Annotated in this window: 10 protein-coding genes; 3 read left to right on the top strand and 7 right to left on the bottom strand. The window is 59.0% G+C overall.

Annotated elements, in window-relative coordinates:
• The first annotated feature begins 171 nt into the window (after positions 1-171).
• A complete protein-coding gene (gene pepQ / locus QZ511_RS13885; protein ID WP_295803210.1) occupies positions 172-1,482 on the top strand; it encodes a Xaa-Pro dipeptidase in 1,311 nt (436 codons plus the stop codon).
• 83 nt (positions 1,483-1,565) lie between these two features.
• On the opposite strand, the gene QZ511_RS13890 is transcribed toward pepQ, so the two are convergent.
• The 3 genes from QZ511_RS13890 to QZ511_RS13900 all read right to left on the bottom strand — a co-directional run bounded on the left by QZ511_RS13890 (position 1,566) and on the right by QZ511_RS13900 (position 7,231).
• Positions 1,566-2,360, bottom strand: coding sequence for a sulfotransferase family 2 domain-containing protein (locus QZ511_RS13890; protein WP_295803211.1), 795 nt, complete (start codon positions 2,358-2,360; stop codon positions 1,566-1,568).
• Positions 2,361-2,687: 327 nt separating this feature from the next.
• Complete coding sequence (gene metE / locus QZ511_RS13895; protein WP_295803212.1) at positions 2,688-4,913, bottom strand: 5-methyltetrahydropteroyltriglutamate--homocysteine S-methyltransferase; 2,226 nt, start codon at positions 4,911-4,913, stop codon at positions 2,688-2,690.
• Between the two features lie 197 nt (positions 4,914-5,110).
• Positions 5,111-7,231 carry a hypothetical protein gene (locus QZ511_RS13900; RefSeq protein ID WP_295803213.1) on the bottom strand — a complete coding sequence of 707 codons (2,121 nt, stop codon included), beginning with the start codon at positions 7,229-7,231 and terminating at the stop codon, positions 5,111-5,113.
• A gap of 398 nt (positions 7,232-7,629) precedes the next feature.
• On the opposite strand from QZ511_RS13900, the gene QZ511_RS13905 reads away from it, so the two are divergent.
• Positions 7,630-8,547: a LysR family transcriptional regulator gene (locus QZ511_RS13905; RefSeq protein WP_295803214.1), complete on the top strand. Its 918-nt coding sequence runs from the start codon at positions 7,630-7,632 to the stop codon at positions 8,545-8,547.
• Between the two features lie 17 nt (positions 8,548-8,564).
• Here the strand turns inward: QZ511_RS13905 and QZ511_RS13910 are convergent, their stop codons facing one another.
• The 3 genes from QZ511_RS13910 to QZ511_RS13920 all read right to left on the bottom strand — a co-directional run bounded on the left by QZ511_RS13910 (position 8,565) and on the right by QZ511_RS13920 (position 12,848).
• Positions 8,565-9,242 (bottom strand): Fe2+-dependent dioxygenase, encoded by a 678-nt coding sequence (locus tag QZ511_RS13910; protein ID WP_295803216.1) that lies wholly within the window; start codon positions 9,240-9,242, stop codon positions 8,565-8,567.
• Positions 9,243-9,266: 24 nt separating this feature from the next.
• Entirely contained in the window at positions 9,267-11,525 is a 2,259-nt protein-coding gene (locus QZ511_RS13915) for a TonB-dependent siderophore receptor (protein ID WP_295803217.1), read from the bottom strand.
• 147 nt (positions 11,526-11,672) lie between these two features.
• Entirely contained in the window at positions 11,673-12,848 is a 1,176-nt protein-coding gene (locus QZ511_RS13920) for a PepSY domain-containing protein (protein WP_295803218.1), read from the bottom strand.
• Positions 12,849-13,040: 192 nt separating this feature from the next.
• Here QZ511_RS13920 and QZ511_RS13925 point away from each other — a divergent pair, with 192 nt between their 5' ends.
• Positions 13,041-13,589 carry a cytochrome b gene (locus QZ511_RS13925; protein WP_295803219.1) on the top strand — a complete coding sequence of 183 codons (549 nt, stop codon included), beginning with the start codon at positions 13,041-13,043 and terminating at the stop codon, positions 13,587-13,589.
• A 70-nt stretch (positions 13,590-13,659) separates the two neighbouring features.
• On the opposite strand, the gene QZ511_RS13930 is transcribed toward QZ511_RS13925, so the two are convergent.
• Positions 13,660-14,750, bottom strand: a 1,091-nt coding sequence (locus QZ511_RS13930; protein ID WP_295803220.1) for a helicase-related protein, incomplete at its 5' end; no start/stop codon positions are given.

Genomic DNA, 14,750 nt, shown 5'->3' on the forward strand with positions numbered 1-14,750 from the left:
AGCAGATGTTGGTGATCTTGGCGATCAGCCCCTTGTCGTCCGGGCAGTCCGTTAGCAGTATCTTCTTTTCCATGGCCAAAAATCAGACTAATTATTCAGAGTGCTGACTATACACTATGTGCGTTCCTGTACCTGCCAAGCAGGTTGTTAATTGATCAATTTAGGGGCTATATGGACAAGCAACTCTTCAGCGAACACCTGGCGACCCTGCGCAAGCGCTACGACGACATCCTCGAACAGTGCGGTTTCGACACCCTGAACGTGTTCAGCGGTGCACCCTCGGTACAGTTTCTCGACGACAACTACTATCCGTTCAGGGTGAACCCCCAGTTCAAGGCCCTGGTGCCGGTGACCGACAACCCGCACAGCTGGGTGATCTACCGCCGCGGCCAGAAGCCCAAGCTGCTGTTCTACCGCCCGGTAGACTTCTGGCACTACGTACCGCCCGCGCCCCAAACCTTCTGGAGCGACGAATACGATATCGAGCTGCTGGCAAAACCGGACGAAGCCAAGGTATTCCTGAGCGGGGAAAGCGCGGCGTTTATCGGCGAAACCGGCAAACTGGAAGGCTGGGATATCGGCGAGCGCAACCCGCAACACCTGATCGACCGCCTGCACTGGGCCCGCGCCTACAAGACCCCCTACGAATTCGCCTGCCTGCGGGAAGCCAACCGCATCGCCGTCGGCGCCCACAAGGCCGCAGAAGAAGCCTTCCGCGCGGGCGCCAGCGAATTCGAGATCAACCTCGCCTATATGAAGGCCGCCGGCCAGGGTGAAAACCAGATGCCCTACGGCAATATTGTCGGCCTCAACGAGCACGGCGCCATCCTGCACTACACCCATCTCGGTACGGAACGGCTACCGGAGAGCGAGCGCCGCAGCTTCCTGATCGACGCCGGTGCCGACTGCAACGGCTACTGTGCCGACATCACCCGCAGCTATGCCTACAGCGACGGCGAGTTTGCCGAGCTGGTCGCCGCCATGCACGAGAAGGAACAGGAGCTGGTGGCGGGCCTGAAACCGGGCGCGTCCTATGTGGACCTGCACCGGGAGTGCCACCAGAAGATTGGCCAGCTGCTGCAGCAGTTCGGCGTGATCAAAACCTCGCCGGAAAGCGCGGTGGAATCCGGTCTCACCGGCACCTTTATGCCCCACGGCCTCGGACACTTCCTCGGCCTGCAGGTGCACGATGTAGGTGGCCACCAGACCGGCCCCGAAGGCGGCACCACCCCGCCGCCATCGGAATACCCGTTCCTGCGCACCACCCGCACCATCGAGGAAAACCAGGTATTCACCATCGAACCCGGTCTGTACTTTATCCAAAGCCTGCTGGCGGACCTGAAGGAATCCCAGCTCGCCGATGAAGTGAACTGGGACAAGGTGGAAAAACTGCGCCCGTATGGCGGAGTGCGCATTGAAGACAATGTCATCGTGCACGCGGATCGCGCGGAAAATATGACGCGGGACTGTTACGGCGAATAATTTTTATCAGAACTAGCCCGGATAAAACGGAACATATTCCGGGCTACTTCAACACCGGTAACACCGGGCGAAATACTTGCGAATCAGCGATGGCAAGAGGCGGTCCGCACAAGGCGGCTTTCCAATTGGGATGGAAGCGAAGAATTGTCAAAGTTATAACCAAAATTTTCAATATCCCTCTCGTATATCCTCGCAACGATATCTCGAGCTTCTTCGGTATAAGAATCTTTGTAACCAAGCTTTCGATCCGAGCTAGTCACATTATCTTTCTTCATAACCGCAGATTCTCCCATCCCCAGAATATTAGCTACATATTGAAAATCTTCTTGGATATTCTCAAAGAACCCCAAGAAATCTACCTGTAGTTTTTGACTACCCGGAACAAACAAAAAGCTAGTCTGGGGGACAAAGTGCACCCACCTTTGAACACTTGGTTTTCCAAGCCCCTTTCTGACAAAGTCATTGAAATCCCGGTACGGGGCGAGCTCCGCCTCTGCCCATTTCCTATCCCTTTCGTTCATCCCCCCTTTCTTAAGAAAATTATAAGCGGAGAAAACTCGGTCCCAAGGATTCCGAACAAAGGTAAATTTGAAATATCGATCAAATTCTTTTTTTGAAAAAATCATCTGATATTCGGATACCGTTGCATGTCCGCCGGCTAAATTCCCGAAGAGAGACCTACAAATGGAAACACCGGCAGCCTTTGGTATATGAACAAAAATACTACGGTTCTGATCGAATGGTTTATATGAGTAGCCACTACTTGTATCTATGGTTCTCTTGTGTTGATTTTCCCTGAACCATTTAGGTTTATATATTGAGTACAACATGCGGCGAGGGCTATATGGCAACGAATAGTAAATTTCTTTTCTGTTCACGTTATACCTTTAAGAAGTTCCATCTACTGGCAACTAGCGGACCAACAGCAAATAACATCTGGAATGAGTGCTTGTAAGCCCTATATTTGCAATTTCCCTTAACTCCCTTCAAGCATACTCGCGTTTCTCAAGCATACTTATGAGCGTCACCTTCTCGTATACCGCATTCAACGTTCGACAATCAAGCGAAAGAAATGAATTAAACGCCACATTTCAGGCGCACCACGAAGCACTCTTCTGGTGCCTCGCAGCCAAAAGTAGTGCAAGCCAGGAGTAGCGAAGGATTCACCGCCCCGGCCCCGTAAAGCACTCTGAAAGTTTTACCATTTAGGTACGCACCGTACGCGCGGCCTCCACCATATTCAACAATGCCGACCCCACCTCCGCCCAGCTGCGGGTTTTCAGGCCGCAGTCCGGGTTTACCCAGAGTTTTTCCCGCGGGATGACTTTCAGCAGTTCACGCAGTCGGTTCACCAGTTCTGTACGCTCGGGCACATTGGGCGAGTGGATGTCGTAAATGCCCGGGCCGATTTCGTTGGGGTAGCCGCCCTCCTCTCCGGCGAATGCCTGCAGCAGGCGCAGGTCAGAGCGGGCGGATTCGATGGTGATGACGTCGGCATCCAGTGCCACAATCGCATCCATAATGCTGTTGAAATTGGAATAGCACATATGGGTATGGATCTGGGTTTCCGCTTTTACCTCGCTGCAGGTATAGCGGAAGCAACCCACCGCCCAGGCGAAGTAATCGTTGTGGCCGGAAACGCGCAGCGGCAGCCCTTCGCGCAATGCGGGCTCGTCGATCTGGATGATGCCGATACCGGCGGCTTCCAGGTCCAGCACTTCCTGCCGCAGCGCCTTGGCGATTTGCAGGCAGCTGACCGCGCGGGGAATATCCTCGCGGGGGAAGGACCAGTTGAGGATGGTCACCGGGCCGGTCAGCATGCCCTTGACCGGCTTCTTGCTCAGGCTCTGGGCATACTCGCTCCACTGTACCGTCATCGCCTGCGGGCGGGAAATATCCCCGGCGATGATTGGTGGCTTCACGCAGCGGGATCCGTAGCTCTGCACCCAGCCGTTGCCGGTGTGAATAAAGCCATCCAGCTGCTCACCGAAATACTCCACCATGTCGTTGCGCTCGGCTTCGCCGTGCACCAGCACATCCAGGCCGAGGATTTCCTGGCGGCGGATGGCTTCGGCGATTTCCGCGCGCAGGTGATCGTTGTAATCCTGCGCGGGAATTTCCCCGCTTTTGTACTGCTTGCGTACCTGACGGAGTACGTCGGTCTGCGGGAAGGAACCGATGGTGGTGGTGGGCAACTGCGGCAGTTGCCAACGCTCCCGCTGCACCGCCACCCGCTCAGCAAACTTCTGCGCACGCCAGGTGTTGTCGAGTTCCGCACGCACCTCCGCCTCGCTGCGGCTTTGAGTTTGCGCAATTGTCGGCAGTGCCTCGGCACCGGGTTTGACGGCCTGCTGCAGAGCGTTCAGTTCGTCCAGCTTCTGGCGGCTGTAGGCGAGCTTGTGCTTGTCTGTATCCGCCAGCGCAGTTTCCGTTTCCAGGTCCACCGGGCTGTGCAGGAGGGAGCAACTGGCGGAGAGCCACAGGCGCTCACCGAGCTTTTCCGCCAGCGGCTGCAATGCGCGCTGCCAGCGCGCCAGATCGGTGCGCCATACATTGCGGCCGTTTATCACCCCTGCGGACAGCACCTGGTCATCCCGTACCAGTGCGGCCGCCGGCACCAGCTCTTCCGGTGCGCGCACCGCGTCGATATGTACCCCGTCTACCGGCAGGCCAAACGCCAGATCGAGGTTTTCCCGCAGCGGAGAGAAATAGGTCGCCAGTAACAGTTTGCTGCCACTGGCCTTGGCCAGCGCCTCGTAGGTGGGCGCGTATGCATTGCGCCACAGGGCGGGCAGGTCCAGGCCGAGTATCGGCTCGTCGATCTGCACCCACTGTGCAGCCGCATTGGCCAACTGTTCCAGCAACTCGATATAGCAGGGCAGCAGTTTCGGCAGCAGGTCCAGGGCATTGTCCACACCGCGGCCGAGCCACAGGTAGGTGAGTGGGCCGATGATTACCGGCTTGACGTTGTGGCCCAGGTTCTGGGCCTCCCGCACTTCTGCCAGTAGCCACTCCGCGTCGAGGCTGAATGACTGATCCGCGGTGAATTCCGGCACCAGGTAGTGGTAGTTGGTATCAAACCATTTGGTCATGGCGCTGGCGGCCACCGGCTCGCCGGAGGGGGCGCGGCCGCGGGCGACGCGGAAGTACTGGTCCAGCTTGTTGTCCGCGGCGCCGGCCGCGAAGCGCTCGGGAATGGCGCCGAACATCAGCGAGTGGTTCAGCACCTGGTCGTACCAGGCAAAGTCGCCCATGGTGGTCAGCGTCAGGCCGGCGGCCTGTTGCGCCTGCCAGTTCTGGCTGCGCACCTGTGCGCCCACCGCCAGCAGCGCCCGCTGGTCGATTTCCCCTTTCCAGTAGGCTTCCTGAGCCCGTTTCAGTTCGCGCTGCGCGCCGATGCGCGGGTAGCCGAGAATATGTGTCTGCGCCATGTTCGTTCCTTGGTTTGGTCTGGATACCAGCCTGCGCCGGTATGACGAGTGGCCGGTAAGTGGGAGGCATTCTGCAGTCACGCACACATTCAATCAATTTCATACTTTTCAGCATAAACATGAATATTTCTAAAGCCGGGGAACACAAAAAAGCCGCGCGGTTTCCCGTGCGGCTATTCCTGTGAGACTGAAGAGTGTTACAGCGTCTTCAGGTATTCGATGATCGCCAGGCGCTCGTGGTCGGTCAGCACGCTGTTGAACTCGTGACCCTCGTTGCCGTGGCTGAACAGCAGGGTGTTGAAGATCTTGTGGTCTTCAATCTGGCTCATGGTCAGCGTGGGCGGATAGAAGATGTTCCAGGTCAGGATCAGGTTACCGTACAGACCCTCGAGAACCTTCTGCGCCATCGGCGTCGAATTCGGATCGTTTGGATCACAGGTGCGGTACGGTGCCACCGTCGGGTTCAGCCACGACCGCCACTCACAGGCGATTTCGTCGTACTGCCAGCCCATCTTCTCGGCGTCATAGGCGGTATCAAGCCTGGTGTCGTAACCCGCCACCACCTTGCCGTTGTTGTACCACGGGTTCTCGATCTTCGGATTCGATTTGCGGCGCCACAGCGGCTTGCGGTCGGACGGCTTCAGGATTTCCCAAACGTTCGGCACGGAACCGTTGTGGAAATAAGGCGCGGTTGCCCACACACCGTACAGCGGCGGCGCCTGGTAACCGAGTTCGCGGTCACCGCGCAGGCGTTCCTGGTTCTGCGGACCGCAATCCTGGTCCGTCCCTTTGGTGGGCGGATAGCCGAAGAAGTTTACCGAGCCTGCGCGTTGCATCCCTTCATTGTTGGTTTCCCAGCGCACCGAGTCGGTACCGATAATTTCCTGCGGCACTATGTAAGAAGCGATGCCCTCAAGAACCGGACTGGCCAGGAACTCGGGGTCGTTCACATAGCGCGGTGCATAGGCGCCGTGGCAACCGGCACAGCTACCGTTACCTTCCGGGCGGCGCACGGTGTTGTTGCGCTCGGGCGCCCACATGTCCAGCTCGTGGAACAGTACCGCACCCTCTTCCGCCAGCGCGACATCGATCTCGCCCGGGTACTGCGGCGATTTCAGGGTTTCGATCCAGGAGTTGATCGGCGGTCCATTTTCACGCATGTAATCCTGGCCGGCTTCACTCAGCGGCCCCAGCAGCTCACCGAACAGACCGAAGATCGGGGTATAGAAAACCTGGTCAACCCGGGGGGCGTCCGCGGGGAACAGACCGTCTACAAATTTCACCGGGCGATGCCCCAGGTTCCACCATGCGGGCGTGTCCATACTCGCAGTAGATCCGGAAGTAATCAGGTCGATGGCGTCGCGCGGGGTGTAGAACCCTTCATCCGGGAAGATGAATGCAAGGTTCACGTCACTGGCGTTGTTGGTACCGCGGGTGTGGGTAAGGTTCGCCAGTGTGGCAATGGAGGCGAGATAGCCCTGTGCCAGACCATCGCGCAGGAACAGGTCGAGGTCCGCCAGCGGGCTGCCGCCACCCAGCGCGGGCTGGCCATCAATGGCACCGCTGTGGCACGCGTGGCAGGTAACACCGATACGGCCGGTCCAGGTGCCGTCCGGGTAGCGCATCTGGGTGAGCATCAGCGGCAGCTGGCCGGAGCCGCCATTGGTGCGGTTCGGGTCCTCTCCCTTCAGCGGGTAAGGATTGCGTTTCTCCGGCAATACCGAACCGTAGCGTTCCGCCACCAGCTGATCGTAGTTACGGGGTTTTGCCACATAGCCGCCCCAGGACTTCCACAGGTCGTTGTACTGCCCGGGGGTCATGGTGGAAATGCCGCCCGCCGCTTCCGCGGTAAAAGGGTCGTTGCCCGCGAACAGTGCACCCACACCGGGTGCACCACCGGTCAGCAGGTTTTCACCGGCATCAAAGCGCTCACGCAGTTCACCACAGGTTGTGGCCGCGCCCACTTCCTGTACCGCTTCCGGATCGACGTGACAGTTTTTCCAGTACGCATTGAAGTGCACCGCCTTGCCATCACTGACGCCTTCCTGAATAAACGAGCGGGGGTCTTCCGGCAGCTCGGTTTCATCCGGCTTGCCGTAACAGAAATCCCACACCGCCCAACCGCCATTACTGCTGCCCAGCAGCGCATTGGGATCGTAATCCGCGGGGCGGTTGTAAACATTGTGCGGGGTGGAATAGGAATAGGGATCGTAGTACGGATCGTCAACGTAGTCCGCGTCGTCCGGGGTGGTGTAAGCAGAGGTGTTTACCGATGCAGCTGTCGCAACAGTAAATATCGATGTCAGTACAACTCTCATCGCCGCTTTGCCACCGAGAACGGCAGGCGCCGTCAACTTTTTGGTTGGCTCGAACATAACACTCGGCTCTCCTTGGGTATTTATATTTATCGGGCCGCCTGATTGAAATCAGGTCCTCTCAACGACCGAAAGTACGGCGCAAAGCACTGCACAAGTCCGCTTTAGCTGTTCTTTAATTCTGGTCTCATCGCGATGATGGAAATTAGCCATTTGCCCCTCCGTTCGCCTCGTCGGATCAGACGATTTGCCACCCTTCCCCCGCGACCAGGTTGATTGGAACGTCGGTATTGCGGGCGGACTTCACAAAAACTTGATTCGTCACCCCCAAAAGATGTTCAATTATTTTCACGCCGCCCACCAAAAACATGAATCTCCCTAAAGACTTATTTGGCAAGCCGATGATTGAACTCCGCCACTTACGCGCCCTCACCCTGCTCCGCGAAACCGGCAGCATGGTGCGCGCCGCCGAGCGCCTGCACCTCACCCAGTCCGCCCTCTCCCACCTGTTCCGGGAGATGGAAGACCGCCACGAACAGGCGCTGTTTGTGCGCAAGTCGCGCCCGCTGCGCTTTACCAGCGCCGGCCTGCGCCTGCTGCAACTGGCGGACGAGGTGCTGCCACGGGTGGCGGTGGCGCAACGGGATATCGCGCGCCTGGCATCCGGGCAGGCCGGGCGGCTGAATATCGCCATCGAGTGCCATAGCTGTTACCAGTGGCTGATGCCGACCCTGGACGCCTACCGGGACGACTGGCCGGAAGTGGAGCTGGACCTTTCCAGCGGCTTTCATTTCGCGCCGCTGCCGGCGCTGGTGCGCGGCGACCTGGACCTGGTAGTGACCAGCAACCCGGATGAATCCCTGAAGGGCATCCACTACGAACCGCTGTTCAGCTTTGAAATGTGCCTGGCGGTGAGTCGCAAACACCCGCTGGCACAGAAGAAATGGGTAGCGCCGCAAGACCTCGCCGATGAGGTTCAGATCACCTACCCGGTGGAGCGGGAGCGGCTGGATATCTTCCAGCACTTTCTCGACCCCGCCGGTATCGAACCCGCTGCGGTGCGCACCGCGGAGCTGACGGTAATGATGGTGCAGCTGGTGGTCAGCGGGCGCGGCGTGTGTGCACTGCCGAACTGGGCGCTGCATGAATATTTACAGAAAGGATTTGTCAGCCAGTTGCGGCTGGGCAAGGACGGCTTGTGGAGCACACTGTATGCGGCGGTGCGGGAAGAGATGCTGGAGCAGGCGTTTTTGCAGGACTTTCTGGAAACTGCGCGCAATACCTGTTTTGGTAATTTAAACGGTATCCGCGCAGCATAGTTTTATTGAAGATAATTTCAGGGCTCGGACCAGCGCCGCAGCAGATTGTGATACACCCCGGTCTGGGCCACGATGGCCTCGTGGTCGCCGAGTTCCTGGCGCAGGCGGTTGATCGACATATCCAGGTCAAACAACAGGGTGCGCTGGCCGTCGTCGCGCACCAGGCTCTGTAACCAGAAGAAGGAGCAGATGCGGCTGCCACCGGTCACCGGAGTTACCCGGTGCAGACTGGTGGACGGATATAACACCAGCGACCCCGCCGGCAGCTTCACCTTGTGCGCGCCGTAGGTATCGTCGATCAGCAGTTCGCCGCCCTCGTACTCATCCGGCTCCGACAGAAACAGCGTGCAGGACAGATCCGTGCGGATCTGCCCTCCGGTGGGCAGACGCCGGATGGCGTTGTCCACGTGGTTGTGAAAATGCTCGCCGCCCTCGTAGCGGTTGAACAGCGGCGGGAACACCCGCTGCGGCAGTGCCGCCGACATAAACAACCCGCTTTGCGGCAACGCCTTGAGAATCCTCTCGCCGCACTCCCGCGCTACCGGCGAATTTTCCGGCAGCTGGCGGTTCTGTTTGGCCTGGGCCGACTGGTGGCCGGCGGTCACCCGGCCGTCCACCCACTCCGCCTGCAACAGGGCCGCCTTCATCTCGGCGGCCTGTTGCGGTGTGAAGATTTCGGGAATTTCCAACAGCACGCTTAATTTCCCTCGCTCTATAAATCAGTAATTGAAGTTCACACTCAGCAGCGCGGTGCGCCCCAGCCCCGGGATAAAGTGACCACCGCCCACATAGTCGATGTACTCTTCCCCGGTCAGGTTCTGCAGGTTCAGCTGTGCGCTGATATTGCTGCTGAAGGCGTAAACCCCGGAGGCCTCGTAAATCCAGTAGTCCGGCGCGGCGCGCAGGTTGGAAGTATTGTTGAAGCGATCACCCACATACTGTGCACCGGCGCCCAGCTGCAGTTTTTCGCTGACGACGTAGTTGCCCCACAGGTTGAAGGAATGCTCCGGTGAATTCGCCAGTTGCTTGCCGATTTCTTCCGGGTCTTTGCTTTCCAGCACCTCGGTATCCAGGTACACGTAACCGGCATTCAGGCTCAGGCGCTCGGTTACCGAACCGGTCACGCCCAGCTCGACACCCTGCACCCGCTGCTCGCCGTCCAGTACCAGTACATCGTTGGGATCGTCCGGGTCCTGAGTGCGCGCATTTACCTTGTCGGTGCGGAACAGTGCCGCGCTCAACAACAGGTTGCCATCCGCCACCTGCCACTTGGTGCCCAGTTCGATACTGCGGTTTTCTTCCGGGTCCAGGTCGGCAATACCCGGCTGGCGGCTGCTGGTGGAAATAGACAGCGCCTCCGCGGTGGGGTTAAACGAGGTGCCGTAGCCCAGGTAGAAAGTTCCTTCTGCTACCGGCTTGAATACCAGGCCGGTGCGGTAGCTCAACATGGAATCGGTGCGCTCCAGCAGCGGGCTGCCGTCGGGGGTATATTCCAGATCGAAGTGGTCGTAGCGCAGGCCGCCGTTCAGCTGCCACTGCTCGTTGATCTGCACCGAGTCGGACAGATACGCCGCGACAGTGGAGGATTCCGCGGTGCTGAAGGTGCCGGTGCGCTGGTAGTTTTCCAGCACCGGATCGTTCGGGTTGGGATTGAACAGGTCCGTCGCCTGGGAATCGCCACCGAGGTTTTCCTGGGTGTAGCGCTTCTCGTTTTCCAGGCTCACCTCCGCCCCCACCAGAATCTTGTGCTCCCAGTTTTCACCGGGATTCACGGTCAGGGACAGGTCGGTCATGTTGCTGACGATATCGTCTTCCTGATCGCGGTACTTGCGGTCGGTGCGACGGATATCGGTGCTGTCGGTGCTGGCAAAGCGCGGTGCGGTAATAAAGGAATCGCGATAGGTGGTACCCACGCGGGTGACATTGCGCAGGCTGGCATTGTCGCCGAGCTTCTGCTCCACCTGCACGGTGCCCAGGGTGGTTTCGGTTTCCTCGAAGTCGCGGGACTTGAGGCCGTACCAGTTTTCAAAATCCACCGGCGGTGCCTGGTCCGCGTAATCTGCCAGCGCCTCGTTGTTGGAAGGCACCCAGGGGATACCGTAATCCGGCACATTGTCCTGGGCCATATGGAACAGGCTCAGGGTCACTTCGGTGTCGGTGTTCAGCCCGAACGCCAGCGACGGCGCCACGCCCCAGCGGGAATTGCTCACGCCCGCACGGCCGGCCACATCCTGGTCGTGGGTCATCACGTTGACCCGCAGCGCGGCGTTGTCGATGCCATCCAGAGTGCGGTTTACATCCAGGGTTGCACGGCGGTAGCTGTCGGTACCGGCAATGATGTTGGAACTGGTGCTGTCGTTCAGGCGCGGTGCCTTGCTCACCAGGTTTACGGAACCGCCGGTGGAACCGCGGCCGGAGTAGTCGGAAGATGGGCCCTTGACCACTTCCACCTGCTCCAGGTTGAACGGGTCGCGGGTGTAGCCGCCGAAGTCGCGCACATTGTCCACAAAGATATCTGTGCGCGCGTTGTAGCCGCGAATGGCAAACTGGTCGCCCGCCGGCGTGCCGCCCTCACCGGCCTGCATGCTGATGCCGGAAACATTGCGCAGCACATCGCGCAGTGTGGTTGCCGCGCGCTGCTGCATGACTTCTTCGGAGATTACATTAATGGTCTGTGCGGTATCCAGCAGCGGGCGCGGGAATTTCACCGAGCTCGCGCCCTGCTCTTCCTGCTGATCCACCACTTCTACTTCTTCCGGGGCGCGCTCGCTGTTCTCGGCAGAAGTGACTTCAGCAGCCTGCACACCGGCGACCAGGCTACTGGCCATGGCGACGGCCAGGGGAATACGGCAGAAATTGCCCGCCAGCGGCTTTTTCCTGAAACCGTCCTGAACGGGTGAAGCAGGTTCAAGGGGAGCGAGGTTTGAAGGAGTTTCGAGCAATGCGAGTTTATCCATAGCACTCGGCAGCTTGGTCATGATGATAGGTCCCAACAAAGATGTTTTCGAATTAGACTTATTAGCATCCGCTAATGCGAACTATTATCATTTAATGATTGATATTTATCAATCGCAGTCATAGTCATTGGCGCAAAATTTTTCTTTAGATTGAATGCCGGCCTGGGATCAGGCCGGGTTGGAGACGGGGTTCTGTGCGGCACGCGCCTTGTTGCGGCGCTTGCGCCAGGCGCGGAAGCGGTACAGGGAAAGTGCCAGCCCGGTCCACACCATCAGCACACCGGCGAGGGATGCCAGGCCGGCCAGGGTCTGGCCCCAGAAACCCAGCGCTTCGCCGGTATGTAAGAAGCGCACCCAGGAACGGTACTGGCGCCCCCTGGACTGATCGGCAAAACCTTCCTGTTCAATCACCGCGCCACTGGCACCATCGATGGTGACACTGGAGCGCAACTGCGGCTGGCCGCCGGTGCCGCGGTCCACCTGAACCTGCACCTCGCTGGCGCCGCCTTTCGGTATGCGCAGGGTAAGTGTGCGCCAACCCTCGCTGGCGGCCGCCACCTGCTCGAATGCCCCCTGCAGGGAAATCCCCGGGGTGACCTGCGGAGCCTGTTCACCTCCGCGTTCACCGCCGACGCGAGGACCGCCGCGGCCGCGCTGGGGCACTTCTTCGCCGGCGAGCTTGTACACCAGCCCGTTGGCCCAGGAATAGTTGAACACCGTCGCGGTAGCGATCACCACCACCAGTGGCAGCGCGAACCAGAAACCGAACACATGGTGCCAGTTGAAATCCCGCGCTTTGCCGGATTTGGCATTGGGGTGGAACCACAGGCGCAAACGGAAAGTGCTCCAGCGGTAGATCGCCGGCAGCCACAGATAGATGCCGCTCAGCACCAGGAACAGGAAGGCGAGATTGCAGGCGCCGGTAATCGCCCGCGCCAGGCCGCGGTGCTCGTCACCGGCATTGAACCAGCGGTGCCAGCGCACCACCGCATGGAAGAAGTTATCCAGGCCCTCATCGCCATCCACATGGAATTCCCCGGTATAGGGGTTCATGTAACGGGAATCCGAACGGCCCTGGCGCAAAATCAGCGGCGCATCCGCTGCCGCGGCGACGGTGATGCTGTCCGGCTGAAAACCGGAATCCACTGCCGTCTGCAGCAACTGGTCCAGGGTGAGGGCTTGCTCACCTTCCTCCGGTTGCCAGCTGTATTGGCGCTGTTCATCCCAGGCCAGAATCTGTCGCTCGTAGGTGAGCAAGACACCGGTTACCGACATCATCAGGATCACCAGGCCGGCAACCACACCACAGATCAGATGAATCCAGAAAATCCCTTTTCGCAACATGAACACTACCCGGAAAGACAATCACAAAGTCGCAAATGATAATCCTTATCAGACGCAACAACAAGAAGTGCACAAACGACGGCCAGATTACGGAGAATTTGCGAGGAATTCCGGATTAACGGTTGCGAACGGGTGACCAATAATCGCAAACTGTCGCCAACATAAACCATATAAATTTCAGGGAGATTGCGCATGAGTTCAACACCCAACAGCTGGAGTTCGGCCCTCAAGGGACTGCACTGGATTATTGCGATTTTTATTCTGTGTGCGTGGGGCTCTGTGGAGCTGCATGAGGGGTATGAAAAAACCGACCCGATGCGCAACTGGTGGATGGTGCTGCACTACTCCCTCGGTTTCTCCATCCTGTTACTGGCCATGCTGCGCCTCTACTGGCGCGCCACCCACGGTCGCCCCACCCTGTACGGCAGCGGCTTCCAGAAGCCGGTTTCCCTGCTGGTGCAGAGCCTGATGTACGTCATCATGCTGGGCATGCCGATCACCGGCTTCCTGATGCGCCAGTTCGCCGGCCGCGATATCACCCTGTTCTGGCTGTTCGATATATCGCCGTTTGTGACCAAGAATATTGATATCGCCAAACAGATGGCATTTTTGCACAAGGAGCTGTTGTGGAATGCGCTGCTGGTACTGCTGGTACTGCATATCGGCGGCGCCATCTGGCACCACTTTATTATCAAGGACAATACGCTGCGGCAGATGCTGCCATTTGGGAAAGCCAAATAAGCGGGATACAAAATTCCGGCAACAAAAAAGGGCACCATCAGGTGCCCTTATTTATTTTGCTCAGCAGAATTTACTCTGAGCGCGGCTTTTTCGGTTTGCCGCCGGGCTTGCGCTTCTTGCCTGCGAACGGCGGTTTGCCGCCCCTGGCGCTGCCGCCCTGCTCCGTGAACTTGGAAATGTTCATCGGCCGGCCATTTACCCGCACCTTTTTCAGGTGATTGAAAATCTCCTTGGGCATGCCTTCCGGCAGGTCCACGGTGGTGTATTCAGGGTAAATCTCGATACGTCCGATATAGGAACTGTCCAGCTCCACCTCGTTGGCGATGGCACCCACCACGCTGCCCGGACGCACGCCGTGTTCGCGGCCCACTTCAATGCGGAAGCGCTCTTTGCCCTCGTCGGGCGGACCCACGTGCTTTTCCTTGTCAAAGGGCTTGCGGTCGCGCTTGCCGCGCTTGCGGTCGTCGAAATCGCCATCGCGATCACGGCGATCGCCGCGGTCATTGAAGTCACGCTGTTTCGGCTCGCGCTCGTCCAGCAGCAGCGGCTGGTCGCCCTGGGCCATGGCAGCCAGTGCCGCGGCCACATCCAGCGGGTCCACCTCGTTTTCCGCCAGGAAGGTTTCCACCAGGTCGCGGAACGGCGCCAGATCGCGGCGGCCGGCCAGGGTGTAGGTAATTTTCTGGCGGAATTTTTCCATGCGCGAAGCATTCACCGCGGCCGCGGTCGGCAGTTCCAGGCGCTCGATGGGCTTCTTGGTGGCCTTCTCGATAATGCGCAGCATACGGCGCTCGCGGGGGGCCACGAACAGGATGGCATCACCCTCGCGCCCGGCGCGGCCGGTACGGCCGATACGGTGGATATAGGCCTCAGTATCGTAAGGGATGTCGTAGTTGATCACGTGACTGATACGTTTCACATCCAGGCCACGCGCCGCTACATCTGTAGCCACTACGATATCCAGCTTGCCGCTTTTCAGCTTGTCGATCACCTGCTCGCGCAGGTTCTGCGCCATGTCGCCGTTCAGGGCGGCGCTGGCAAAGCCGCGTGCGGCGAGCTTGTCGGCGATCTCGACGGTGGCGTTCTTGGTGCGCACGAAGATGATGGTGCCGGCCACCGGCTCTGCTTCCAGGATACGGGTCAGCGCGGCCATCTTGTGCA

This window comes from uncultured Microbulbifer sp. (genome assembly GCF_913055755.1).
Taxonomy (GTDB): domain Bacteria; phylum Pseudomonadota; class Gammaproteobacteria; order Pseudomonadales; family Cellvibrionaceae; genus Microbulbifer.